We start from the raw sequence: 22,981 nt of genomic DNA, 5'->3' as shown, positions 1-22,981 counted from the left end.
CGATACAAGGGCCAATAAGGCGTCTTCGGAAAGGTTTTCGTTTTTCATGCCGGACGGCGTACAAGCCGTGGGCGGGATGAGTGAAGGGGATGGCGTAAGGCTCTTGTGGTTCGCCCGGCAAGGCGCGCAAGGTGTTGGCCGGCGGAGCGTTCCGGCTGGCCGGCCAAGGGCATTTTCCTTGACTTCGCCCTGATCATCGTCTACGGACGGCGCGCAATCGGCGTGGGCTGTGGTCCGCGCCTGTTGTCTATTGAACCCGCAGACTGACAAAAAGACGGCCGATCCACAAGCTCCGGCATGTAGCGCCCTGCAGGGCCAACCGGAACCAAAGCGGATCGACAAGGCCGACCGAACAGCGAAAGGCAAAAAATGTTCGCAGTCATCAAAACGGGCGGCAAGCAGTATCGCGTAGCCGCCAACGACGTGCTTAAGATCGAGAAGGTTTCGGGCGAAGTCGGCGATATCGTCGAAATCGGCCAGGTGCTGGCGCATGGCGAGGGCGAGAATGTCGTCATCGGCGCGCCGCTCGTGGAAGGCGCCATCGTCGCCGCCGAGATCGTGGCGCAGGGCAAGTCCCGCACCGTCATTGCGTTCAAGAAGCGCCGTCGCCAGAATTCGCGCCGCAAGATCGGCCATCGCCAGCTTCTCACCACCGTGCGGATCTCCGAGATCCTGACCGGTGGCGCCAAGCCTTCCAAGAAGGCGGCTGCCAAGGCCGAGGCCAAGGAAGACGCGCCGAAGAAGGAAAAGGCAGCGCCCAAGAAGGCCAAGGCCGAGGACGCGGCAGCAGAGTAAGCAACGGCAGGGCGGTTTTTGCCGTCCTTGCAGGCTTGAAACGGAACGCCAACGCGTTCATAGAGATTGCAGGCGCCTGAAACGGCGCAAAGGAGCACCAAGATGGCACACAAGAAAGCTGGCGGTTCGTCGCGCAACGGTCGCGATTCGGAGTCGAAGCGCCTTGGCGTGAAGAAGTTCGGCGGGGAATCCGTGATTCCCGGCAACATCATTATTCGTCAACGCGGCACCCAATGGCATCCCGGCGTCAATGTCGGCATGGGCAAGGATCATACCCTTTTCGCTCTTGAAGCAGGTGCCGTGTCGTTTGCGAAGAAAGCCAACGGCCGAACCTACGTGTCGGTAAACCCGATGCCGAAAGCCGCGGAGTAGCCGGTTTCCGCACCACAACACCGGCGCCCATCTCGGGAACCGGTGTCTGGCCAGACCAGAAAAGGATCAGGGGAGATGGGTCGCCATCTCCCCTTTTTCTTTGCCCTGGAGGGATCAGGCCATGGTCGTCGAGAAGGAAGACGCCGAAGACTACTACGATCTGAGAATAGACTGCCCGGTGCTGGTCACCGAGCGTCTGGTTCTGCGTGCTCCGCATGAGGAGGACGTCGAGGATCTCGCCGAGCTGGCGAACAACCGTCGCGTCGCCGAGATGCTCGGGCGCATGCCGCATCCTTATGGCGAGGCGGAGGCCCGCAGCTTCGTTGCCACCAGCAAGCTGGCCGGCCTTGGCGGCGTCGTCTATGCGCTGACCCTTGCCGACAATGGCGCGCTGGTCGGCTGCGCGGGGCTCACCCGCAACGAGCGCGGCCTTGAACTCGGTTACTGGATCGGCGAGCCGCACTGGGGCAAGGGCTATGCCACGGAAGCCGCGCATGCGCTGGTCGACCTTGCTTTCCGGGTCACGGAGATCAACACGCTGCATGCGTCCTGCCGGGTCATCAATCCGGCCTCGCGCCGGGTGATCCACAAGTGCGGTTTCCAGTATGCCGGGCAGGGCATGCTGAACTCGATCATCGCCGGCAAGGTGCCGATCGAGCGCTACAGGCTCGACCGCCGCACCTGGTCCAGCCTGAGGTCCTGGGCCCGCTCGTGATCCGCAAGCGCGACGCCTTTCGGTTTGAGGCTCTATGCGAGCTCCGTCCACACCGGCTGGTGGTCGGAGCCGTCGGCGTCGTTGTCGATCCAGCAGTTCTTTACCCGTCCCGCAAGGCCTGCGGAGACGAAGCAGTAGTCGAGCCGCGAATGCTGGCCGGCACCCGAAAGATCGGTCCAGCTCACGCTTCCCTCCGGAGCGGGACCGGCAAGGCGCGAGGTGTCCACCGGGTGATGGGCAACGATGCGGCGGCCGAACAGCGTGTCGGGGGTGCCTGTCATCTCCGCATATTCGGGCTCGCCGGGGCGCATGTTGAAATCGCCCATCAGCACGAAATCTTCCGGGCAGGGCGGCTCGGGAAAGCCGTATTCGCCGGCGCCGGTGATGGCGCCGCCCTCCATCGGATAGGCGAAGAGGCGTTCCTTCAGGTGGCGGATCTGCATAATCCGCTCCTCGGCGCTGACGTGGTCGAGATGGGTACTGTAGATGCGCAGAGGACCGAGCGACGTGACGATCAGCCCCTCAAGCGCTGCGCGCTGGAGATTGGCCTTGTCGTAGGTGCGGCTGCGGGGCAGGAACAGGTTGCGGCAGGAGACGATCGGCCAGCGCGACAAAAGCATGTTGCCGAACTGGAAGCGGATCGCCGGTCTGGGCGGCTCCGGCATCAGGGCGCCGAAATCGATGTCCATGGCCGCGCCATAGACATGGTGATGATCGGGCAGCAGGGCTGTCAGCCCCGCGACCATGTCGATGCCGCCATTGGTGGGGTAGTTGCGGGTCACTTCCTGCAGGGCGATGATGTCGGCGCCGGCAACACTGGCGGCGATGCGCTCCAGCCCGACCTTGCCGTCGCGCCCGACGCCGAACTGCACATTGTAGCTGACCAGCTTCATCTGCTTCCTTCTCCGCCGGCTGCCGCAGCCGACATTTTCCGCTCATGCTCATTTCGGCATAAGCGCACTCGCACTTCGCCACACCATAGGTTAGTGAAGGGCACTTTCATGAAACGCAAGAGCAGCGAAAGCGCTGGAGTCCGATGAAATTCCTCGATCAGGCCAAGGTTCACATACGCTCCGGCGATGGCGGTGCCGGTTCGGTGTCGTTCCGCCGGGAAAAATTCATTGAGTTCGGGGGGCCCGACGGTGGCGACGGCGGTCGCGGCGGCGATGTCTGGGCCGAGGCCGTAAACGGGCTCAACACGCTGATCGACTATCGCTATCAGCAGCATTTCAAGGCCAAAACCGGCGTTCACGGCATGGGCCGTAACCTCACCGGGGCAAAGGGTGCCGATGTGGTGCTGAAGGTGCCGGCCGGAACGCAGATTTTCGAGGACGACAACGAAACGCTGATCTGCGACCTGACCGAACCCGGCCAGCGCTACCTGCTGGCCAAGGGCGGCAATGGCGGGTTCGGCAACCAGCATTTCAAGACTTCCACCAATCAGGCGCCGCGCCGCGCCAACCCCGGTCTGCCGGGTGTGGAAAAAAGCATCTGGCTGCGGCTGAAGCTGATTGCCGATGCCGGTCTGGTGGGGCTTCCCAACGCAGGAAAATCGACGTTTCTCGCCACGGTGACGGCGGCGAAGCCGAAGATCGCCGACTATCCTTTCACCACCCTGCATCCGGGGCTCGGTGTGGCGCGTATCGATGCGCGCGAGTTCGTCATTGCCGATATTCCGGGCCTGATCGAAGGCGCGCATGAAGGCATCGGCATCGGCGACCGCTTCCTCGGCCATGTCGAGCGCACGCGTGTGCTTCTTCATCTGGTTTCGGCGCAGGAAGAGCATCCCGGCAAGGTTTACAAGACCGTGCGCGGCGAGCTTGAAGCCTATGGCAACGGCCTCGCTGAAAAACCGGAGATCGTCGCGCTCAGCCAGGTCGACACGCTCGATGCGGATGAGCGCAAGAAGAAGCTGGCCGCACTGAAGCGCGCCTGTGGGACGACCCCTTTTCTGCTCTCGGCCGTGACGCGCGAGGGCGTCGAGGCGGTGCTGCGGGCCCTCATGGCGGTGGTCGAGGAGGCGCGTGCGCTTGCGTCGCCCAAAACCGGCGAAGATGAAGACCGCTGGAAAGTCTGATCGCATGAGTGCTCTTTCGCTGAAGGACTATCGCCGCATCACGGTGAAGATCGGCTCGGCTCTGCTGGTCGACCGCAACAAGGGGCTGAAGCGTGACTGGCTGGCATCGCTCGCCGACGATATCGGCGCGCTGGCGGCAAATGGCGCGGAAATCCTCGTCGTCTCGTCGGGCGCCATCGCGCTCGGCCGCACCATGCTTGGGCTGGGGCGCAGGGCGCTGAAGCTGGAGGAAAGCCAGGCGGCGGCAGCCGTCGGCCAGATCGCGCTGGCAGGTGCCTGGGCAGAAGCGCTCGGCCACCATGACCTGACCTCGGGCCAGATCCTGCTGACGCTGGGCGACACCGAGGAGCGGCGGCGCTATCTCAATGCGCGGGCCACGATCTCGACGCTGCTCAAGATGAAGGCGGTTCCGGTCATCAACGAGAACGACACCGTCGCCACCTCCGAAATCCGCTATGGCGACAATGATCGTCTGGCGGCTCGTGTCGCCACCATGATGGGCGCCGACCTGCTGGTGCTGCTGTCGGACATCGACGGGCTCTACACTGCCCCGCCGGCGATTGATCCCAATGCAGAGTTCATTCCGGTGGTTGAGCGCATCACGCCCGACATCGAGGCGATGGCGGGAGCGGCGGCGTCCGAACTGTCGCGCGGCGGCATGCGCACCAAGCTCGATGCCGGCAAGATTGCCACCGGCGCTGGCACGGCGATGATCATCACCGCCGGCACCCGCCAGTCGCCGCTGATGGCGATCGAGCGCGGGGAGCGCGCCACCCTGTTCAGGCCGAGCGCCCATCCGGTCAAGGGCTACAAGACATGGATCGCCGGCCAACTCGAACCAGCCGGGCGCCTGACGGTGGATGACGGCGCGGTGAAGGCGCTTCTTTCGGGCAAGTCGCTGCTGCCGGCCGGCGTGCGGCAGGTGGCCGGAAACTTCTCGCGCGGCGACACGGTGGCGATCCTGGGCCCCGACAGCCGCGAGATCGCGCGCGGTCTGGTTGCCTATGATGCCGCCGATGCCGTAAGAATTGCCGGGTTGAAGACGGCGGAGATAGAAGCCGTGCTCGGTTATGAAGCCCGCTCGGCCATGATCCACCGGGACGACCTCGTGGTGAATGGCAACGGATTTGAAATGTAGATCGTTTCATAGATTCACGGAATCGATTAAACGATCTGGTCGTTTGTTTTTGCCGCATTTGTGCGACGCCGAATGTTTCTATTCGGCTGCAAAATGCTCTAGCTCTGATCGGAGTTGGGACCATGCTGAACATGAATGACAACTCCCGTCAGGACACTGTGGCGTTGATGGCCGAAATCGGCCGCAAGGCGCGGGCCGCGGCCCGGCCACTGGCCATCGCTTCGCCAGAGCGCAAGCATGCCGCGCTGGTCGCCATGGCTGAAGCCATCGTGCGTGGTGAGGCGGAAATTCTGAACGCCAACGCCATCGATATGGCCAATGGCGAGGAGGCTGGCCTTTCACCGGCGATGCTGGACCGGCTGAAGCTCGACCCGCAGCGCATCCGCGCCATTGCCGATGGCATCAGGACGATTGCGGAACTGCCCGACCCGGTGGGCGATGTCATCGCCGGCTGGGACCGCCCCAACGGCCTGCACATCGAGCGTGTGCGCACGCCGCTCGGCGTCATCGGCGTGATCTATGAAAGCCGGCCCAATGTGACGGCGGATGCCGGTGCGCTGTGCCTCAAGGCCGGCAATGCCGTCATTCTGCGCGGCGGCTCGGATTCGCTGAATTCATCCGGCGCCATTCACGCCTGTCTCGTCGAAGGGCTCAAGGCCGCGGGCCTGCCGCAGGACGCCATCCAGCTCGTGCCGGTCAGCGACCGCGCTGCCGTCGGCGAGATGCTGAAGGGCCTGGGCGGCAATCTGGACGTGATCATTCCGCGCGGTGGCCGCAGCCTCGTCGAGCGGGTACAGACCGAAGCCCGCGTGCCGGTGTTCGCGCATCTGGAAGGCATCTGCCATCTCTACATCGACAGGTCGGCTGACCTCGACATGGCGGTGAAGATTGCCGTCAACGCCAAGATGCGCCGCACCGGCATCTGTGGCGCTGCGGAAACGCTGCTTGTCGACCGTGCCGTGGCTGCCACGCATCTGGTTCCGGTGCTGACGGCGCTGCGCGATGCCGGTTGCGCCATCCGCGCCGATGAGGAGGTGCTGTCCCTGTTCGCGGATGCGGCGCCCGCCACGGAAGACGACTGGCGCACCGAATATCTCGATGCCATCATTTCCGTGAAGCTGGTGGATGGAGTTGCCGGCGCCATCGAGCACATCGAAACCTTTTCCTCGCATCATACCGAGGCGATCGTGGCGGAAGATGCGGCGGCGGTGGAGAAATTCTTCAACGAGATCGATTCCGCGATCCTGCTGCACAATGCGTCCACCCAGTTTGCGGATGGCGGCGAGTTCGGCATGGGTGCCGAGATCGGCATCGCCACCGGCAAGATGCATGCGCGCGGGCCGGTGGGCGTCGAGCAGCTGACCTCGTTCAAATATCGGGTGCGCGGATCGGGGCAGGTGCGGCCTTGACCGCAGCGCACCGGTTTTAAGCAGGCTTTCGGGGAGGCGGAACCATGCACGGCCAATCGGTGCAATCCGCCTATCTGCGCATGCCGCATGTCGAGAAGGGCATGCAGGTCGGGCTGTTCGGCGGCTCCTTCAACCCGCCCCATGCCGGGCACGTGCTGGTTGCCGAGATTGCGCTGCGAAGACTGGCTCTCGACCAGCTCTGGTGGATGGTCACCCCCGGCAATCCGCTGAAGAGCACGCGCGAGCTTGCATCGCTGGAAGAGCGGATCGCGCGATCCGAAGCGATCACGCGCAATCCGCGCATCAAGGTCACCGCCTTCGAGGCGGCTCACCATGTGCGCTATACGGCCGATACGCTGGCGCTGGTGCGGGCCAGAAACCCCGGCGTCGATTTCGTATGGATCATGGGTGCCGACAGCCTGCGCGATTTCCATCGCTGGGAACGCTGGCGCGACATCATGATGACCTTTCCCATCGCGGTGATCGACCGGCCGGGAGCGACATTGTCGTTCCTGTCATCGGTGGTTGCCCGGTCCTTCGACTACGCACGTGTCGATGAAATGAACGCGCCGCGTCTGGCGCGCATGAAAGCGCCCGCATGGACCTTCATCCACGGGCCGCGCTCGACACTATCCTCGACCGCCATCCGCAACGGACGCGGCTGAAACGGGGGCTTCATCTTTTTCCGGGTATGTTGAGGAAATGGGATTGAGGCTGTTGCTTTTTATGATCCGGCAGCCTATATCGCGGACCTCGGCTGCGCCCATCGTCTAGCGGTCAGGACGGCGCCCTCTCACGGCGCAAACAGGGGTTCGATTCCCCTTGGGCGTACCAACTCTTTTCCCGGGTTTTTCCTCATCTGTGGAATGTATGTCGCGGCTTGGCAGCGGCGGGCGCTGTGCGCTACCACCCTATGGAAGATTCCTTATCTGTTGCATGGGTTCGTCATGAGCAAGGCCGTTACGTCATTCGTCCTGATCGCCGTCTTCAGCGGCCTGTTGATGGCACTCAGCCTTGCCGTCGCACGTCATGGCTATCCGTTCGGGCTGGTCGGCGTTCGCCGTCTCGACGCGATCGCCTCGGCCCAGAATTTCCTGCCGCTGGCCGCCATCTATTTCTTCAGCGCCATGCTCATGATGATCCTGCCGCTGAAGGCGGCGAGCATCGTTCTGGTCAACGCCGCCGACGCCCTGATGTGGACGGCTATCGCCCTGCTGGCGGCGATTATCGGCAGCGTGCTTGCCCGCTGGGCGTTCGGCCAGTCGAGCATATTGAACACGCTGGGCGACTGGCGCTTCCTGTTTGCCGTGGCGATCGTGGGATGCCATCTGGCGCTGAACAGCCTGCGCCGCAATGTCCTGCTGCGCAGCCTCGCATTCTCAGGGTTTGCGGCACTCACGCTCTGCTGCCTGTTCTGGAACTTCATGCTCAGGTGAGCGCGCTTGCGCGCACCCGGGCATGATGGTTTCATGCGCGCCGTCAATGCGAGACGGGGATATTCCATGCCGCAGATCATCAATGCCATACTGGGTTCCGGATGGTTCGGCTATCTTGCCCGGATCGTGCTGACGTTCATGTTCTGGTCGAGCGGCCTCGCCAAGCTGATCGATTTCAATGCCGGGGTCGGCGAAATGGTCCATTTCGGGCTCGAACCCGGCTGGCTGTTCAACATAGCGACCATCATCGTGCAGATCGGCGGATCGCTGCTGATCATCTTCAACCGATGGGCGTGGCTGGGGGCGGGCGCGCTCGCCGTCTTCACCGCCTTCACCATTCCGCTGGCCCATAATTTCTGGGCGATGGAAGAACCCATCAGGACGATAGAGTTCTATGTCGTCATGGAGCACGTCACGGTGATCGGCGCGCTCATGGTCGCGGCCTGCGCTTCCGTGCGCAAATCCTGAAATTCAGCGCCTCACGGCCAGCCTGCTCCTGACATGGCCTGCAGAGCGTGTGCTTAGTCGCACACCATCTGTATGCGCCCGCCGGCATCCTGCGCGGGTCCGCAGGAAATCGGTTTCGCGGGAGCCGAAGAGGAGGGCGAGTGCTGGTCCGGTCGTGCGGATGCATTACGCCGTGAAGGTGCAGGGCGTGTCTCGCGCGACGGCTGATATTGCGGCGAAGCGACCGGCGCGAAGGTCGAGCCGCTCTGTACAGGCGGGGTCTGGGTCCCGGAGGGACCGCGATCCCAGATACGCCGCGCATCTACCTGCTTCGGGATCATCACGGTTCCGTCGTCCGTGCGCGCGCAGCCGCTGCCTGCAAGCAGGCTTGCCGAGAGGAGGAGCATCGGGATCGGCGTCAGTCTGACCATATTGTTCAATCCGATAGCGCGACATCCGGCCGATGGCAATGTGGACAAAGCAGTCCTGCAGGTCCGGAGTTGCAGATATGCACCTATACATAGGGCATAAGTTCGGAGTGTTTGCCTTGCCTTATGGAAAACCTGCCGTTAGCCTGACAATTCCGCGCTCCGACGATGTATATGCGGAGTATCCGGCGGGGGGATCAGGGCTGGATTCATATGGGGAATGCGCAGGGGCCGATCCGGCAGCACGGCGTGGATGCATCTGCCTGCGTCCCGCATGGCGGCGACGTCGTTTCAGATGCCGGCCCGTCTCATCATCCGGCTGAGTCCGATGCGAATTTGAGCTGGTTCTGGGAAACCGGACCGGACCTGCGCTTTACCCGTTTTTCAGACAATTATCTGGCGGCGACGGGCATTCCGCCGGAGAACATGATCGGCCGCCTTCGTTTCGATTTCATGGATCAGGTCCGGCATGGCAATGAAAAGGCAATTGCCCACCTGAACGACTTGCAAAGTCACAAAGCCTTCCGTGATTTCGTTTATGAACTGAAGAACGGCACACAGAAATGCCGCTGGATCTCCACCAGCGGCGAGCCGTGCTTCGACGCGGATGGACGCTTCACCGGCTACCGGGGCACCGCGCGCAACATAACGGCTATCGCTGAACAGGTGCGCGACCTTGTGCCCGCGCCCGCCACGGCTATTCGCGAAACGCGACAGGCCCTTACCGCGCTCAACGCCATCAATGAGGCCATGTGCCTCTATGACGAGAACGACGTGCTGGTGCTTCACAATGACGCCCTGCTGCGGCTTTATTGTTCTCTTGCCGATGTGATCAGGCCGGGCATTTCATATTCCGATATTCTCGATGCTGGACTTGAGCGTGGTGTGTGGGATACCGAAGGGCTCGAAGGGCCTGTCTGGCGCGATAACATGCTGCAGGCCCGTGCCGGGGCTTCCGATCAGTCCAGTCTGATCCGGTTCACCAATGGCCGTGTGCTTCTCAGCCGTGCGATCCGTACCGATACGGGAATGCGAATTTCCACCTGCAGCGATGTGACAGAGCTTGAAGGGCACAAGGCGGAGGCCCTTCGGGCTGAAGCCAGAAGCAGGGCGTTGCGGTTCGACCTCGAAATGATGGTGAACTCGCTCGACATGGCGATCGTCATCGTCGACGAGCATCTGAATGTGGAACTGATCAATAACGCATTCTGGAAGCTCTGGAACCTTTCCCCCGCGCAGGTCAGCGGGGACGCCTTCCGTGCGTTGCTTGAAGCCGACCGCCACACAGGTATCTACGGTGTGGAGGACCGCAAATGGGAGGAATACGTCGCCGGCCGGGAGGCGGAAATCAGAAGCGGAAAGGTGCTGCCGCGCGAATTCCGCCGGGCCGATGGTCTCACGATGATCTATTCCGTGACCGCCCTTTCCGGCGGGCGCAGGCTGATCTCCTATTACGACATCACCGCGCTGAAGGATCGTGAGGAAGCGCTGCGCGCAACCATGCGCGAGAACGAGCTGTTTCGCGGCCTCATCGATAACGTTCCGGTTTCCATCTATGCCAAGCATGAGGATCTCCGGCTGTTCTACGTCAATCGCGGCTGGACCGAACTGACGGGAATCAGCGCGGCGGAAGCCGTCGGCAAGACCGACATGGAGCTGTTCGGCATCCACGGCCGGGAGATGACGGGCAGCGATCTGGCCGTATTGCGCACCGGCGACACGCAGGAAGGCGAGGAAATGGTCGTCGGGGCGGATCAGAAGGTCCGCTATCAGTTCGCGCGCAAGAGCGCGATGAAAGCCTCGGACGGCTCGTGCTATCTGATCGGCTCCACGACAGACATCACCGAACTGAAGCTGCGCGAGGCGGAGCTGGTGGATGCGCGCCAGCGCGCGGAGCAGGCGGACCGCACCAAATCCGAATTCCTGGCCAATATGAGCCACGAGATCCGGACGCCGATGAACGGGGTGCTTGGCATGGCCGAGCTGCTGTCGAAGACGGATCTCGATCCGAAGCAGAAGACGTTTACCGACATCATCGTCAAATCGGGCAATGCCCTGCTTTCGATCATCAACGACATTCTCGACTTCTCGAAGATCGATGCCGGGCAGATGGTACTGGAGAGGGCCTCCTTTGAAGTAGGGGAAGTGGTGGAGGACGCGGTTGCGCTGGTGGCCGCCCGCGCCCGCGAAAAGGATGTGGAGCTTGTCGTTCGCCTCGAACCCGGCATGGAGACGTGTTTCCTGGGGGATGCGGGCCGCATTCGCCAGATCCTGCTCAATCTGCTCGGTAACGCGGTGAAGTTCACGGACCACGGCCATGTGCTGGTCGACGTATCGGCTTGCCAGGCAGACGGTCCGGCCACTCTGCATTTTGCGGTAACAGATACGGGCATCGGAATTCCTTCCGACAAGCTGGCGATGGTGTTCGACAAGTTCAGCCAGGTCGACGGGTCTTCGACGCGGCGGCATGAGGGCACGGGTCTCGGTCTTGCCATCTCGTCGCGTCTCGTGGCGCTGATGGGAGGCGAGATCGGCGTGGAAAGCGAAGCCGGCCGGGGATCAACCTTCTGGTTCGATATTCCGCTGGAAAAGGGAAGCCGTGCGGCAGCGGGGCCGGTGCCGCCCGTCGATGTAACCGGCGCGCGCGTGCTGATCATTGACGACAATGCCGTCAACCGCGCGATCCTGACCGAGCAGATGCAGGCATGGGCGTTCGATTCCTGTGCTGCGGCGAACGGCGTGGAAGGACTGAAGGTTCTGAAAGCGGCCGTCGCGCGGGGGCTGGGGGTCGAGTGCATCGTGCTAGACTATCAGATGCCCGGCATGAATGGCCCGGATGTGGCTGCCGCGGTGCGCAGCGATCCAGGCCTACGCGACGTGCCGATCATCCTGCTGACTTCGGTGGATCACTCCATTGCCGATCCACAGTGCCGTGATCTCGGCATTCATGCGCATCTGACCAAGCCGGTCCGATCCTCCACCTTGCTGCAGACCATGGTGGAGGCGATCCAGCGCCAGCGGGGCTTTTCCATCTCTGATGAGGCTGAACAATCTCCGGAACCCGCAAGCGAGGCTGTGGAGCCTGTCCGCGAGGCGGTGCCTGCGGCAACCTCGCTCTCCCACGGCGAAGCGCAGGATGACCGCCTCGACATTCTCGTCGCCGAGGACAATGAGGTGAACCAGCTCGTGTTTACCCAGATCCTGTGCGACAGCGGTTACAGCTTCGAGATCGTGGGGAATGGAAGGCTCGCCGTGGAGGCATTCCACCGGATGCGGCCGCGGATGATCCTGATGGATGTTTCGATGCCGCAGATGAACGGCTACGAGGCCACCGGCCGCATCCGGATGAGCGAAGGACCCGACGGGGCGCATGTACCGATCGTTGGCGTGACTGCGCATGCGCTCAAGGGCGACCGGGAGCGGTGCCTGGAGTGCGGGATGGACGATTATCTGCCGAAACCTGTCAGCCCACGGGCGCTCATGGCCAAGCTCGAGCGCTGGCTGGGACCCTCCGGCGCGGCGGAAAAGCAACACCGCTGAAGTGCGGCGCCTTCCCGCCTTGCAGACCGTCGGTGGATCAGGCGGAAAACGGGGCTGTTTTTCGCAGGCGCGTTTTCTGCATCTTCAGCGCCGCCCTCCGCCGCTACAAATTTCAGGATAACAACCACATAGGCAGTTTGCGCATCGGGCGGGCAAACCGATCGGCTTTGCGCCGCGAAAGCCTTGCGCGGCAAGCTTTACCGGACCGACACGAAACTGTCATGCGACTGTAATAATCGGGGTCTATTGGCCACACCGGGCGCTAGGAAAAGAGCGCTGCCAGATCATCCGAACAGGAGCAGGCCACATGAACAGATACCTTCTCACCGCGTCGGTTGCGGCGCTCGCACTGGCCGCGACGGCCGGCTTCGCCTCGGCGCGCGACCAGATCCAGATCGCTGGTTCGTCGACCGTTCTTCCCTATGCAAAGATCGTCGCCGAGAATTTCTCGGAAGCTTATTCCAACTTCAAGACCCCGGTCGTGGAATCGGGTGGCTCTTCGGGCGGCCTCAAGGAATTCTGCAAGGGCGTCGGCGAGAACACCATCGACATCGCCAATTCCTCGCGCCCGATCAAGGAATCGGAAGTGAAGGCCTGTGCTGATGCCGGCGTCACCGACATCCAGGAAGTGCGCATCGGCTATGACGGCATCGTCTTCGCCACCGACATCAACGGTCCCGACTGGGCCCTGACCGCGCAGGACATCTACAAGGCGCTCGCCGCTCAGGTCATCGTCGATGGCAAGCTGGTCGACAACAAGGTCGCCAAGTGGAACGAAGTGAACCCGGCCCTGCCGGACTGGGATATCGCTGCCTACATCCCCGGCGAAAAGCACGGCACCCGCGAAGTCTTCGAAGAGAAGCTGATGACGGAAGGCTGCAAGGAAGCCGGCGCTCTCGAAGCCATCAAAGCAACCGGCGCTGACGACAAGGCCGCTGCTGCCGCCTGCATCGCGGTCCGCAAGGACGGCAAGGCTGTCGACATCGATGGCGACTACACCGAGACGCTGGCCCGCATCGACTCCAACAAGACCGGCGTTGGCGTGTTCGGCCTCGCCTTCTACGAAAACAACGCCGACAAGCTGAAGGTCGCCACCGTCGAAGGCGTCAGCCCCTCGGTCGAGACCATCGCCAAGGGCGAATATCCGGTGTCGCGTCCGCTGTTCTTCTACGTGAAGAAGGCTCACCTCGACGTCGTTCCGGGCCTGAAGGAGTATGTGAACTTCTTCCTCTCCGACGACATGGTCGGCCCTGAGAGCCCGCTGGCCGAGTACGGTCTGGTGTCGGCCCCCGATGGGGAGCGCGACGAGCAGCGCTCGGCTTTCGAAGCCGGCAAGACCCTCTGATCAGAACCGGTTCGGGGCGCGCCATCCAGGGCGCGCCCCTGCCATCTTAGGCGTGAAGCAATCCAGGGCCTGCCCCTGAAAGCCAATTGGACAGACTTCATGAGCGTTTCCTGGGTTCTTGCCATCGTTCTGATCATCGGCGTGGTGGCTTTTCTCGTGGCGCGCATGCGCGCCTCGCGGCTGGAGCCGCAACCCGGCGTCAAGCAGCATTCCCTGCCGGGTTATCATGGCTCCTACGCACTGGTCCTTGCGATCTTCCCGGCCCTTCTCTTTTTCGCTATCTGGAAAGCGGCAAGCCCGCTTTATATCGACAGCGCCGTGTGGCGCGGCCTGCCCGGGCAGGTGACCTCCGCACCGGATGTGAACCGTTCGCTGACGATGGGCACCATCTACGCGATCGGCGACGGCCTGCGCCGGCTTGACGCCGCTGAAATCGAGCAGGTGCGTTCCGGTCAGGCAGACCTCAAGGCACTGTTTGCCACAAAGGGTCTGGCGCTGGCCTCGAATGGCGAGCCCTATATGGTGCCCGCCGCTGAATCCTACAGATCGATGAGCGACGCCTCGTCCCTCTGGTCCGCCATCGGCGCAATCCTGATTTCGCTGGCAGGTGCATGGTTCGGGCTGTCGGGCATCACGCTTCGCCGCCGCGCCCGCAACAATGTCGAGCGGGTGATGCTGTGGGGCCTGATCGCGGCCTCGACCGTCGCCATCCTCACCACCGTCGGCATCGTGCTGTCGATGCTGTTTCAGACGCTGTCCTTCTTCCAGTCCGTGCCGCTCTCCAATTTCTTCTTCGGAACGGTGTGGGACCCGCGCTTCGCCGCGGCCGGTTCGGGCGGTGCAACCGGTCAGTTCGGTCTGATCCCGCTGCTTGCCGGTACGCTTTACATCGCGCTGGTGGCCATGCTGTTCGCTGTGCCGGTCGGTCTGTTCGCAGCCATCTACATGTCGGAATATGCGTCCCGGAAAGTGCGTTCGATCGTGAAGCCGGTGCTGGAAGTGCTCGCCGGCATTCCCACCATCGTCTACGGCATTTTCGCCCTGGTGACGGTCGGTCCGCTGCTGCGCGACATTTCGGCGGCACTGTCGGGCGGCCAGCCCTTCATCGCGGCGCAGAGCGTGCTGACGGCGGGTCTGGTCATGGGCATCATGCTCATTCCCTTCGTGTCCTCGCTCTCCGACGACATCATCAGCGCGGTGCCGCGTTCTCTCAACGACGGCTCGCTCGGCCTTGGCGCCACGCGCTCCGAAACGGTGCGCAACGTCATCCTGCCGGCAGCCCTCCCGGGTATCGTCGGCGCGCTGCTGCTGACCGCCTCACGGGCGATCGGTGAAACCATGATCGTGGTGCTTGCCGCAGGCGTGGCCGCCAACCTCACCATCAATCCGGGTGAGGCGATGACCACCATCACCGTCAAGATCGTCAACCAGCTGACCGGCGACCTTGAATTCACATCGCCCCAGACGCTGGTGGCCTTCGCCCTCGGCATCACCCTCTTTGTCATCACGCTCGGCATGAATGTGCTGGCGCTCTACATCGTGCGCAAATATCGGGAACAGTACGAATGACCGACATCCCGTTCGACAACACCGTGACGGCCACGGCTCCGGCCCGCCGCGACATCGGCCTCAAGCGCCGCTACCGCGCTGAGCGCAGGTTCCGCTTCTACGGTATCGCGGCAATCGCCATCGGCATCTTCTTCCTCGGCGCCCTGATGTTCACGGTCATCAGGGGTGGTTACACCGCCTTCTGGCAGACCTCGATCAGCCTGCCGGTTACCTTTGATGCCGGCGTCATCGACCCGGAAGGCAAGCGCGACAGCGATGCCAATGTGCTGGCTACCGCCAACTATCCGCTGCTGGCGCGCAATGCTCTTGCCGCAAAGCTCGGGCTTGATGTCGAAGCCGAGGAGAACAGGGCTGACCTGCGCCTCCTGTCCGGCATGATCTCGCAGGGTGTGCGCACGCAACTCCGTGACATGGTGATCGCCGATCCGTCGGTCATCGGCACCACGCAGAATGTGTGGGTGCTGGCTGCCGCGGACGTCGACTCCGCCCATAAGGGCCAGATCGACATGTCGGTTCCCGAGTCGCGCCGCAAGGTCAAGGACAAGCAGGTCGCCTGGATGAAGACCCTGACCGCCGACGGCGCCATGGTCGAGCGTTTCAACCGCGGCCTGTTCACCTTCGGCGCTTCCAGCCGGCCGGAAACCGCCGGCATGGGCGTAGCGCTGATCGGCTCGGTCTACATGATGCTGATCGTTCTGGTGCTGGCGCTGCCGATCGGCGTGGCGGCCTCCATCTATCTGGAGGAGTTTGCACCGAAGAACCGCTGGACCGACCTGATCGAGGTCAACATCAACAATCTGGCGGCCGTGCCCTCCATCGTGTTCGGTCTGCTGGGCCTTGCGGTGTTCGTGAACTTCATGGGATTGCCGCGATCGGCCTCGCTGGTCGGCGGTCTCGTGCTGACGCTGATGACGCTGCCGACGATCATCATCGCCACCCGCGCGGCCCTCAAGGCGGTGCCGCCTTCGATCCGCTCCGGCGCGCTGGGTGTCGGCGCCTCGAAGATGCAGACCGTGTTCCACCACGTCCTGCCGCTTGCAGCCCCCGGTATCCTCACCGGAACCATCATAGGTCTGGCGCAGGCGCTGGGCGAGACCGCTCCGCTGCTGCTCATCGGCATGGTGGCCTTCGTGGCCGACTATCCCGCCACGCCGATGGACCCTGCCACCGCGCTGCCCGTGCAGATCTACATGTGGGCGAACGAAGCCGAACGTGCCTTCGTGGAACGCACTTCCGGCGCCATCATCATCCTCCTGCTTTTCCTTGCCGCGATGAACCTGGCCGCGATCCTGCTGCGCCGGCGCTTCGAACGGCGCTGGTAATTAAGGAACAAAGATCGTGAACATTATGAGCGAAGCAACTCTGGAAAATGCCGTGAACGCCAAGGTGGCCGCCGTCAACGAACCCATCAAGATGCGGGGCGAGAAGGTCGGCGTCTTCTATGGTGACAAGCAGGCCCTGTTCGATGTGGATCTTCTGGTCCGCCAGAATCAGGTGACGGCGCTGATCGGTCCCTCGGGCTGCGGCAAGTCCACCTTCCTGCGCTGCCTGAACCGCATGAACGACACCATCGACAATGCGCGGGTCGTGGGCAAGATCACGCTCGACGGCGAGGACATCTACGACCGCGACATCGACGTGGTGGAACTGCGGTCGCGCGTGGGCATGGTGTTCCAGAAACCGAACCCGTTCCCGAAATCGATCTATGAGAACGTTGCCTATGGCCCGCGCATTCACGGCCTTGCCCGCAGCAAGGCCGACATGGATGCGATCGTGGAATCGAGCCTGAAGCGCGCCGGCCTCTTCAACGAGGTCAAGGACCGCCTGCATGATGCCGGCACCGGTCTTTCCGGCGGTCAGCAGCAGCGCCTGTGCATTGCGCGCGCCATCGCCGTGTCGCCTGAAGTGATCCTGATGGACGAGCCCTGCTCGGCGCTCGATCCGATCGCCACCGCACGCGTCGAGGAACTGATCGACGAGCTGCGCGAGAACTACACCATCGTCATCGTCACCCACTCCATGCAGCAGGCGGCGCGCGTCTCGCAGCGCACGGCCATGTTCCATCTCGGCAATCTCGTTGAGGAAGGCCCGACCGAGAAGATGTTCACCAACCCCGACGACAAGCGCACGCAGGACTACATCACCGGCCGGTTCGGCTGAGTGTTACTGCGGCCATTCCAACAGACGAGGAACGTATAATGGGTGCTCATACGGTGACCGCCTTCGACGACGATCTTGGCGAGATCGAAGGGCTGGTGCGTGACATGGTCAGCCTTGCCGGGTCTATGGTCGATGAGGCGACGCAGAGCCTGATCGTACCGGACACTGCGCTGGCCCAGCGCGTCATCTCCGAGGATGCGGTGATGGACGAGTTGCAGCGTCGTCTGGACGACCGCGCCATCACACTGATCGGCAAGCGCCAGCCGATGGCGCAGGACCTGCGTGCCATCGTGGGCGCGATCCGCATGGCCGGCGATCTCGAACGCATCGGCGATCTGGCCAAGAACATCGCCAAGCGCGTCGATGCGGTCGGTCAGTCGAGCGTGCCGCGCGCTTTCGCCCGCTCCATCGAAGACATGTCCGAACTGGTTCTTGAGCAGGTTCAGGGCGTCATCGACGAATATGGCGCGCGCAACCCGGAAGGGCTGGTGCGGCTGCGCGACGAAGACGAGCTGGTCGACGTCAAATACACCTCTGTGTTCCGCGAACTGCTGACCTACATGATGGAGGACGCGCGCAACATCACGGCCTGCACGCATCTGCTTTTCTGTGCGAAGAACCTGGAGCGCATTGGCGACCACGTGACCAATATTGCCGAAAATGCCTATTATGTGCTGACCGGCGAGCAGTTGCCGGCTCATCGTCCCAAGCAGGACGAGACTGGCATACCGGCACCTGCGGTTTGAAGCAGGATCGAGGAGACGAAGCATGATTGCACCCCGCATCATGGTGGTTGAGGACGAAGAGCCGTTGGGCGTGCTTCTGCGCTACAACCTCGAAGCCGAAGGCTATCAGGTCGAGATCGTCACGCGCGGTGACGAGGCCGAGTTGCGGCTGCAGGAAAACGTGCCGGACCTTCTGGTGCTCGACTGGATGGTTCCGGCGATCTCCGGCATCGAACTGTGCCGGCGCCTGCGCATGCGCGAGCAGACCGAACGGCTGCCCATCATCATGCTGACGGCGCGCGGGGAGGAAAGCGACCGGGTGCGCGGCCTTTCCACCGGCGCCGACGACTATCTGGTCAAGCCCTTCTCCATGCCCGAGCTGGTGGCGCGCGTGAAGGCGCTTCTGCGCCGCGCCAAGCCGGAAGTGCTGTCCTCTGTGCTCAAGGTGGGCGACATCGTGCTCGACCGCGAACAGCACCGCGTCTATCGCAAGAAGAGCGAGATCCGGCTGGGGCCGACCGAGTTCCGCCTGCTCGAATTCATGATGCAGCATCCCGGCCGCGTCTTCTCGCGCGGACAGTTGCTGGACAATGTCTGGGGCGAGACGATCTACATCGACGAGCGTACTGTCGACGTGCATGTCGGGCGGCTGCGCAAGGCCGTCAACACCGGCCGCATGCCCGACGTGATCCGCACCGTTCGCGGTTCAGGCTACGCGATCAGGGAAGAGTGACGGGCAGGGAAGAGTGACGCGCGGCCGGGCCGTCCTGCAGGGACCGCCCGCCGGCAAAAATCCGGTCATCGACATAAGTCAGCGCGCGCATGGCGCAGCCTTCGCGCAGCAGGGCGATCTGGTCCGGCTCGATGCTGAAGCTGATCGAGCCGGAATGCTGGCCGCCGGCAGTGCGTGCGATGGCATCGCGCAGGGACGGTTCGATCAGGTCGAAGGCGGCTGCATTGAGGCCGACCAATGCCACCGGGGCAGGGTCGATGAGCGCAAACAGGCTGCCAAGGCCGAAGCCGAGCGCTTCGCCTGCGATGCGGAACGCCTCGCGCTCGCGTCCTTCATGGTCCCGGGCCGCTTCCGCCAGCGCCCGCATCTCCGCTTCCCCGATATCGCCCCGGGGCTCCTCGTTCTGGTCATGGCCGGCGGCGCTGCGCCAGATGGCGTAGCTTCCTGCATAGGCTTCGATGCAGCCGCGCCGCCCGCAACGGCACAGCGCCCCGTCCGGCCTATGGACCATGTGTCCGAATTCGACGCCCGAGGAATGGGTGCCGGTGAACATCTCGCCCTTGAGCACCAGCCCCATGCCGATGCCGTGCGAGAGCAATATGGCGATGAAATCGTCGCGATAGCGGGCCGGATCGCGCCAGCGCAGCGCCTCGGCCATCATGTTGCAGTCGTTCTCCACCGTTACGGGAACAGAGAATTCCGCTTCCAGAATGTCGGCGAAGGGGATGTCCGTGTGCGGGGTGATCGGAGACCACAGCATGGAACGCGCTTCCGCGTCAGTAATGCCCTGAACGGCAAAGACGATACGCAATGGCGGGCCAGCCTTTGCTGCGGGGTGAGCAAGGCATCGTTGAAGCACTGCCACGCATTCGCCGATCAGTGCCTCGCGGGAGAGGGCGCGCGTGTCGAGCCGCAACTGCTCTTCGTCCAGAACAGCTCCCGAATAATCGAGCCGGACGGCGGAGAGGCTGTTGAGGGACAGCATCAGCGTTACCACGCTGGCTGCTGCGGGGTCGAGTTCGAGCCCGATCTGGGGCCTTCCGCGTCTGAGGGCAGGGGCATCATCCTGTCGGGCCTCGGCCAGAATGCCCTCGGCGATCAGGTCGGCGGAAATAGCGGAGATGGTGGAATGGCTGAGACCCGTGATAGTCGTGATTTCGGTGCGGGAAACCTGTCCGCCACGCCGCGCGGCCGCAATGACCATGGCGCGGTTGCGCCGGCGCAGATCGTCGTGCCGCATTCCAACAGTCATTACCTGTACTCTTCCTCCCTGCGTGCCGACGCTGCATAGCAGGCAGTGAACTTTGTCAGAAGCGGCGAAGGCTGTCATTATTTAATTCGGGTTTCGAAATAATTCACGGTTGGTCAGAAAATCCGTTGACACGGTCAGGTCGTTGCGCCACATTTTTTCGAGGCTCGAAAAAAAGTTCTCGCCCGGCTTGTTCACCGGCATGGCTTGTTTGCGGGTCACAACGTCGCGCCCATGGGCGCAGGGAGGAAATCATGAGGAATTTTACGGCTGCCATTCTGGCAGGTGTCGCCTTGTCTCTGACGCTTCCCCTCGCCGCACAGGCGAAGGACAAGGTCATCGGCGTGTCCTGGTCGAATTTCCAGGAAGAGCGCTGGAAGACCGACGAAGCGGCGATGAAGGCCGCGATCGAGGCGGCGGGCGACAAGTACATATCGGCTGACGCGCAATCGTCCGCCTCTAAGCAGCTCACCGACGTCGAAAGCCTGATCAGCCAGGGCGCCAATGCGCTCATCATTCTGGCACAGGATGCCTCGGCCATCGGCCCGGCCGTTCAGAAGGCGCTCGACGAGGGCATTCCGGTCGTCGGCTATGACCGCCTGATCGAGAATAGTGACGTTTTCTATCTCACCTTCGACAACAAGGAAGTGGGCCGCATGCAGGCCCGCGAGGTGTTCAAGCTGAAGCCGGAAGGCAATTATGTCTTCATCAAGGGCTCCGGTGCCGATCCCAATGCCGACTTCCTGTTCTCCGGGCAGGTCGAGGTGCTGAAGGAAGCGCTGGATTCCGGCGCGATCAAGAATGTCGGCGAGGCCTATACCGATGGCTGGCTGCCGGCCAATGCCCAGAAGAACATGGAGCAGTTCCTGACCGCCAACGACAACAAGGTCGATGCGGTGGTGGCCTCCAATGACGGCACTGCCGGTGGCGCGATCGCCGCACTTCAGGCGCAGGGCCTTGCCGGCTCGGTGCCGGTTTCGGGTCAGGATGGCGACCATGCCGCGCTGAACCGCATCGCGCTCGGCACCCAGACCGTGTCGGTGTGGAAAGATGCGCGTGAGCTTGGCAAGAACGCCGCGCAGATCGCCAGCGAACTGGCCGACGGCAAGGAAATGACTGCCATCGCCAATGTGCAGGACTTCACCACGCCCGGCGGCAATACCGTCAAGTCCGTGTTCCTGACGCCGATTGCGATCACCAGGGACAATCTCAACGTCGTCATCGATGCCGGCTGGATCACCAAGGATGCGGTCTGCACAGGCGTTGCGGCAGGCAGTGTCGCTGCCTGCGACTGAGCTGTCCAGTTTACGGGAAGCGTTGGGGTGCCTGCGCTTCCCGCAGGATGTGGCTGTCTGCCGTGTCATGCCCGGCATGAAACCCTCAAATTTCCGAAGCGATTGGCCAGGCCGGGGCGTTTGCTGCCCCGGTTTGCAAGACCGCTGTGCACTTTTGCCGGATTTGGTCTAGCATGATGGTGCGGCGCATTTGACGGCCAGAACCGGCCGGTGGGAGGAAACCATGAGTGATGCGACCTCGGCGGCGACGGGCGACCGGGCGCGGGAGGCCGATCTCGGGCCGCTGGCGAAGTTCCTCAAGGCGACGGAGCTCGACACCCGCATGCTCGGCATGCTGGGGGCGCTGGTGCTGATCTGGCTCCTGCTTCACTTTCTTTCCGGCGGCCTGTTCCTGACGCCGCGCAACCTGTGGAACCTCTCGGTCCAGACATCTTCCGTGGCCATCATGGCAACCGGCATGGTGCTGGTCATCGTGCTGCGCAACATCGACCTGTCGGTGGGCTCCATGGAGGGCATCGTCGGCATGGTCATGGGCGTGCTGCAGGCGCAGATCCTGATCCGCGTGTTCGGCTTTTCGCTGGGCGATCCGTGGATCTGGGTGATCGCCCTAGCCTGCGGCATCCTTGCGGGGCTCCTCATCGGTGCGTTGCAGGGTTTCATCATTGCCTATCTTGAAGTGCCGGCTTTCATCGTCACCCTTGGCGGGCTGCTGATCTGGCGTGGCGCCGCGTGGTGGGTGACGAGCGGGCAGACCGTCGCGCCGCTCGATGCAACATTTCAGCTGATGGGCGGCGGACCGCTGGGTGCAATCGGCGCCGGCTGGAGCTGGGTCGTGGCCGTGGCCGGATGTCTTGGCGTCGCCTTTCTGATGATCAGTGGCCGCCGCCAGCGCCAGCGGTTCCGCTTCCCCTTGCGGCCGGTATGGGCCGAATTGCTTCTGGGGGGCGTCGCCTGCGCCGCCATTCTGGGCGCGGTATGGGTTGCCAATTCCTATCCATGGCCGGTGGGCATCGTACGCCGCTATGCAGCGGCGCAGGGCATCGAGGTGCCGGAAGGGGGATTGTTCATCGCCCATGGCATCGCCATTCCGGTGCTGATGGCCGTCGCGGTCGGCATCATCATGACCTTCGTGACCAACCGCACCCGCTTCGGACGCTACGTGTTCGCCATCGGCGGCAATCCGGAGGCGGCTAACCTTGCTGGCATCAACACGCGCTGGGTGACCATGAAGGTGTTCATGATCATGGGCGTGCTGGTGGCGATCAGCGCAGCCATCTCCTCGGCCCGCCTCAACGCGGCGACCAATGCGCTGGGGACGCTGGACGAGCTTCTGGTCATCGCGGCCGCCGTCATCGGCGGCACGTCGCTGGCGGGCGGTTCCGGCACCATCATCGGGGCGATGCTCGGCGCGCTGCTGATGCAATCGCTGCAATCGGGAATGGTCCTGCTCGGCATCGACTCGCCCCTGCAGAACATCGTCGTCGGTGCCGTTCTGGTCATCGCGGTGTGGCTCGACACCGTCTACCGCAAGCGGGTTTAGGAGGAACG

At 63.1% G+C, this 22,981-nt stretch carries 20 protein-coding genes, 1 tRNA gene and 1 pseudogene; 19 read left to right on the top strand and 3 right to left on the bottom strand.

Annotated elements, in window-relative coordinates; translation table 11 throughout:
* Positions 1–369: 369 nt before the first annotated feature.
* The 3 genes and pseudogenes from rplU to HNR59_RS00475 form a co-directional block, all read left to right on the top strand.
* Positions 370–789 (top strand): annotated as a pseudogene (gene rplU / locus HNR59_RS00485) (50S ribosomal protein L21); the annotation flags it as partial.
* A gap of 108 nt (positions 790–897) precedes the next feature.
* The gene (gene rpmA / locus HNR59_RS00480) at positions 898–1,167 is read left to right on the top strand and encodes a 50S ribosomal protein L27 (protein WP_035027213.1); all 270 of its coding nucleotides are present in this window, start codon (positions 898–900) and stop codon (positions 1,165–1,167) included.
* Between the two features lie 121 nt (positions 1,168–1,288).
* A complete protein-coding gene (locus HNR59_RS00475) occupies positions 1,289–1,882 on the top strand; it encodes a GNAT family N-acetyltransferase (protein WP_183824442.1) in 594 nt (197 codons plus the stop codon).
* A gap of 32 nt (positions 1,883–1,914) precedes the next feature.
* Here HNR59_RS00475 and HNR59_RS00470 read toward each other — a convergent pair whose 3' ends face one another.
* Complete coding sequence (locus HNR59_RS00470; RefSeq protein ID WP_183824439.1) at positions 1,915–2,775, bottom strand: endonuclease/exonuclease/phosphatase family protein; 861 nt, start codon at positions 2,773–2,775, stop codon at positions 1,915–1,917.
* Positions 2,776–2,918: 143 nt separating this feature from the next.
* On the opposite strand from HNR59_RS00470, the gene obgE reads away from it, so the two are divergent.
* From obgE to HNR59_RS00435, 7 genes are all read left to right on the top strand, one after another.
* Complete coding sequence (gene obgE / locus HNR59_RS00465) at positions 2,919–3,959, top strand: GTPase ObgE (protein ID WP_183824436.1); 1,041 nt, start codon at positions 2,919–2,921, stop codon at positions 3,957–3,959.
* Positions 3,960–3,963: 4 nt separating this feature from the next.
* Entirely contained in the window at positions 3,964–5,097 is a 1,134-nt protein-coding gene (proB, locus tag HNR59_RS00460) for a glutamate 5-kinase (RefSeq protein ID WP_183824434.1), read from the top strand.
* A gap of 122 nt (positions 5,098–5,219) precedes the next feature.
* Positions 5,220–6,506 carry a glutamate-5-semialdehyde dehydrogenase gene (locus HNR59_RS00455; protein WP_183824431.1) on the top strand — a complete coding sequence of 429 codons (1,287 nt, stop codon included), beginning with the start codon at positions 5,220–5,222 and terminating at the stop codon, positions 6,504–6,506.
* 80 nt (positions 6,507–6,586) lie between these two features.
* Positions 6,587–7,171 (top strand): nicotinate-nucleotide adenylyltransferase, encoded by a 585-nt coding sequence (locus HNR59_RS00450; RefSeq protein ID WP_183831203.1) that lies wholly within the window; start codon positions 6,587–6,589, stop codon positions 7,169–7,171.
* Between the two features lie 94 nt (positions 7,172–7,265).
* Positions 7,266–7,340: transfer RNA gene (locus HNR59_RS00445), tRNA-Glu, on the top strand.
* 113 nt (positions 7,341–7,453) lie between these two features.
* Complete coding sequence (locus HNR59_RS00440; protein WP_183824428.1) at positions 7,454–7,942, top strand: hypothetical protein; 489 nt, start codon at positions 7,454–7,456, stop codon at positions 7,940–7,942.
* Positions 7,943–8,008: 66 nt separating this feature from the next.
* Positions 8,009–8,410: a DoxX family protein gene (locus HNR59_RS00435; protein WP_183824425.1), complete on the top strand. Its 402-nt coding sequence runs from the start codon at positions 8,009–8,011 to the stop codon at positions 8,408–8,410.
* 53 nt (positions 8,411–8,463) lie between these two features.
* Here the strand turns inward: HNR59_RS00435 and HNR59_RS00430 are convergent, their stop codons facing one another.
* On the bottom strand, positions 8,464–8,820 hold the full coding sequence (locus HNR59_RS00430) for a hypothetical protein (RefSeq protein ID WP_183824422.1): 357 nt from the start codon (positions 8,818–8,820) through the stop codon (positions 8,464–8,466).
* A 333-nt stretch (positions 8,821–9,153) separates the two neighbouring features.
* Here HNR59_RS00430 and HNR59_RS00425 point away from each other — a divergent pair, with 333 nt between their 5' ends.
* The 7 genes from HNR59_RS00425 to phoB all read left to right on the top strand — a co-directional run bounded on the left by HNR59_RS00425 (position 9,154) and on the right by phoB (position 18,889).
* Entirely contained in the window at positions 9,154–12,357 is a 3,204-nt protein-coding gene (locus tag HNR59_RS00425; protein WP_183824418.1) for a response regulator, read from the top strand.
* Positions 12,358–12,664: 307 nt separating this feature from the next.
* Positions 12,665–13,702: a PstS family phosphate ABC transporter substrate-binding protein gene (locus HNR59_RS00420; protein ID WP_183824415.1), complete on the top strand. Its 1,038-nt coding sequence runs from the start codon at positions 12,665–12,667 to the stop codon at positions 13,700–13,702.
* 99 nt (positions 13,703–13,801) lie between these two features.
* Positions 13,802–15,271, top strand: a complete 1,470-nt coding sequence (pstC, locus tag HNR59_RS00415) for a phosphate ABC transporter permease subunit PstC (protein ID WP_183824411.1) — start codon at positions 13,802–13,804, stop codon at positions 15,269–15,271.
* Positions 15,268–16,593: a phosphate ABC transporter permease PstA gene (gene pstA / locus HNR59_RS00410; protein ID WP_183824408.1), complete on the top strand. Its 1,326-nt coding sequence runs from the start codon at positions 15,268–15,270 to the stop codon at positions 16,591–16,593. The genes pstC and pstA overlap by 4 nt, the downstream gene beginning before the upstream one ends.
* Before the next feature lie 16 nt (positions 16,594–16,609).
* Positions 16,610–17,431 (top strand): phosphate ABC transporter ATP-binding protein PstB, encoded by an 822-nt coding sequence (gene pstB, locus HNR59_RS00405; RefSeq protein ID WP_183824405.1) that lies wholly within the window; start codon positions 16,610–16,612, stop codon positions 17,429–17,431.
* A gap of 38 nt (positions 17,432–17,469) precedes the next feature.
* Positions 17,470–18,177, top strand: coding sequence for a phosphate signaling complex protein PhoU (phoU, locus tag HNR59_RS00400; RefSeq protein WP_183824404.1), 708 nt, complete (start codon positions 17,470–17,472; stop codon positions 18,175–18,177).
* Between the two features lie 22 nt (positions 18,178–18,199).
* Positions 18,200–18,889, top strand: a complete 690-nt coding sequence (phoB, locus tag HNR59_RS00395) for a phosphate regulon transcriptional regulator PhoB (protein ID WP_183824403.1) — start codon at positions 18,200–18,202, stop codon at positions 18,887–18,889.
* Here the strand turns inward: phoB and HNR59_RS00390 are convergent.
* Positions 18,876–20,141: an ROK family protein gene (locus HNR59_RS00390; RefSeq protein WP_183824400.1), complete on the bottom strand. Its 1,266-nt coding sequence runs from the start codon at positions 20,139–20,141 to the stop codon at positions 18,876–18,878. The two genes, phoB and HNR59_RS00390, sit on opposite strands and share 14 nt — an antisense overlap.
* A 251-nt stretch (positions 20,142–20,392) precedes the next feature.
* Here HNR59_RS00390 and xylF point away from each other — a divergent pair, with 251 nt between their 5' ends.
* A complete protein-coding gene (xylF, locus tag HNR59_RS00385; RefSeq protein WP_183824398.1) occupies positions 20,393–21,433 on the top strand; it encodes a D-xylose ABC transporter substrate-binding protein in 1,041 nt (346 codons plus the stop codon).
* Between the two features lie 223 nt (positions 21,434–21,656).
* Entirely contained in the window at positions 21,657–22,973 is a 1,317-nt protein-coding gene (locus HNR59_RS00380; protein WP_183824391.1) for a sugar ABC transporter permease, read from the top strand.
* Positions 22,974–22,981 lie beyond the last annotated feature (8 nt).

The sequence above is a fragment of the Aquamicrobium lusatiense genome, assembly GCF_014201615.1.
Classification (GTDB): domain Bacteria; phylum Pseudomonadota; class Alphaproteobacteria; order Rhizobiales; family Rhizobiaceae; genus Mesorhizobium; species Mesorhizobium lusatiense.
The sequence above is the reverse complement of the archived record's forward strand: the minus strand, read 5'-3'. Positions and strand labels throughout refer to the sequence as shown.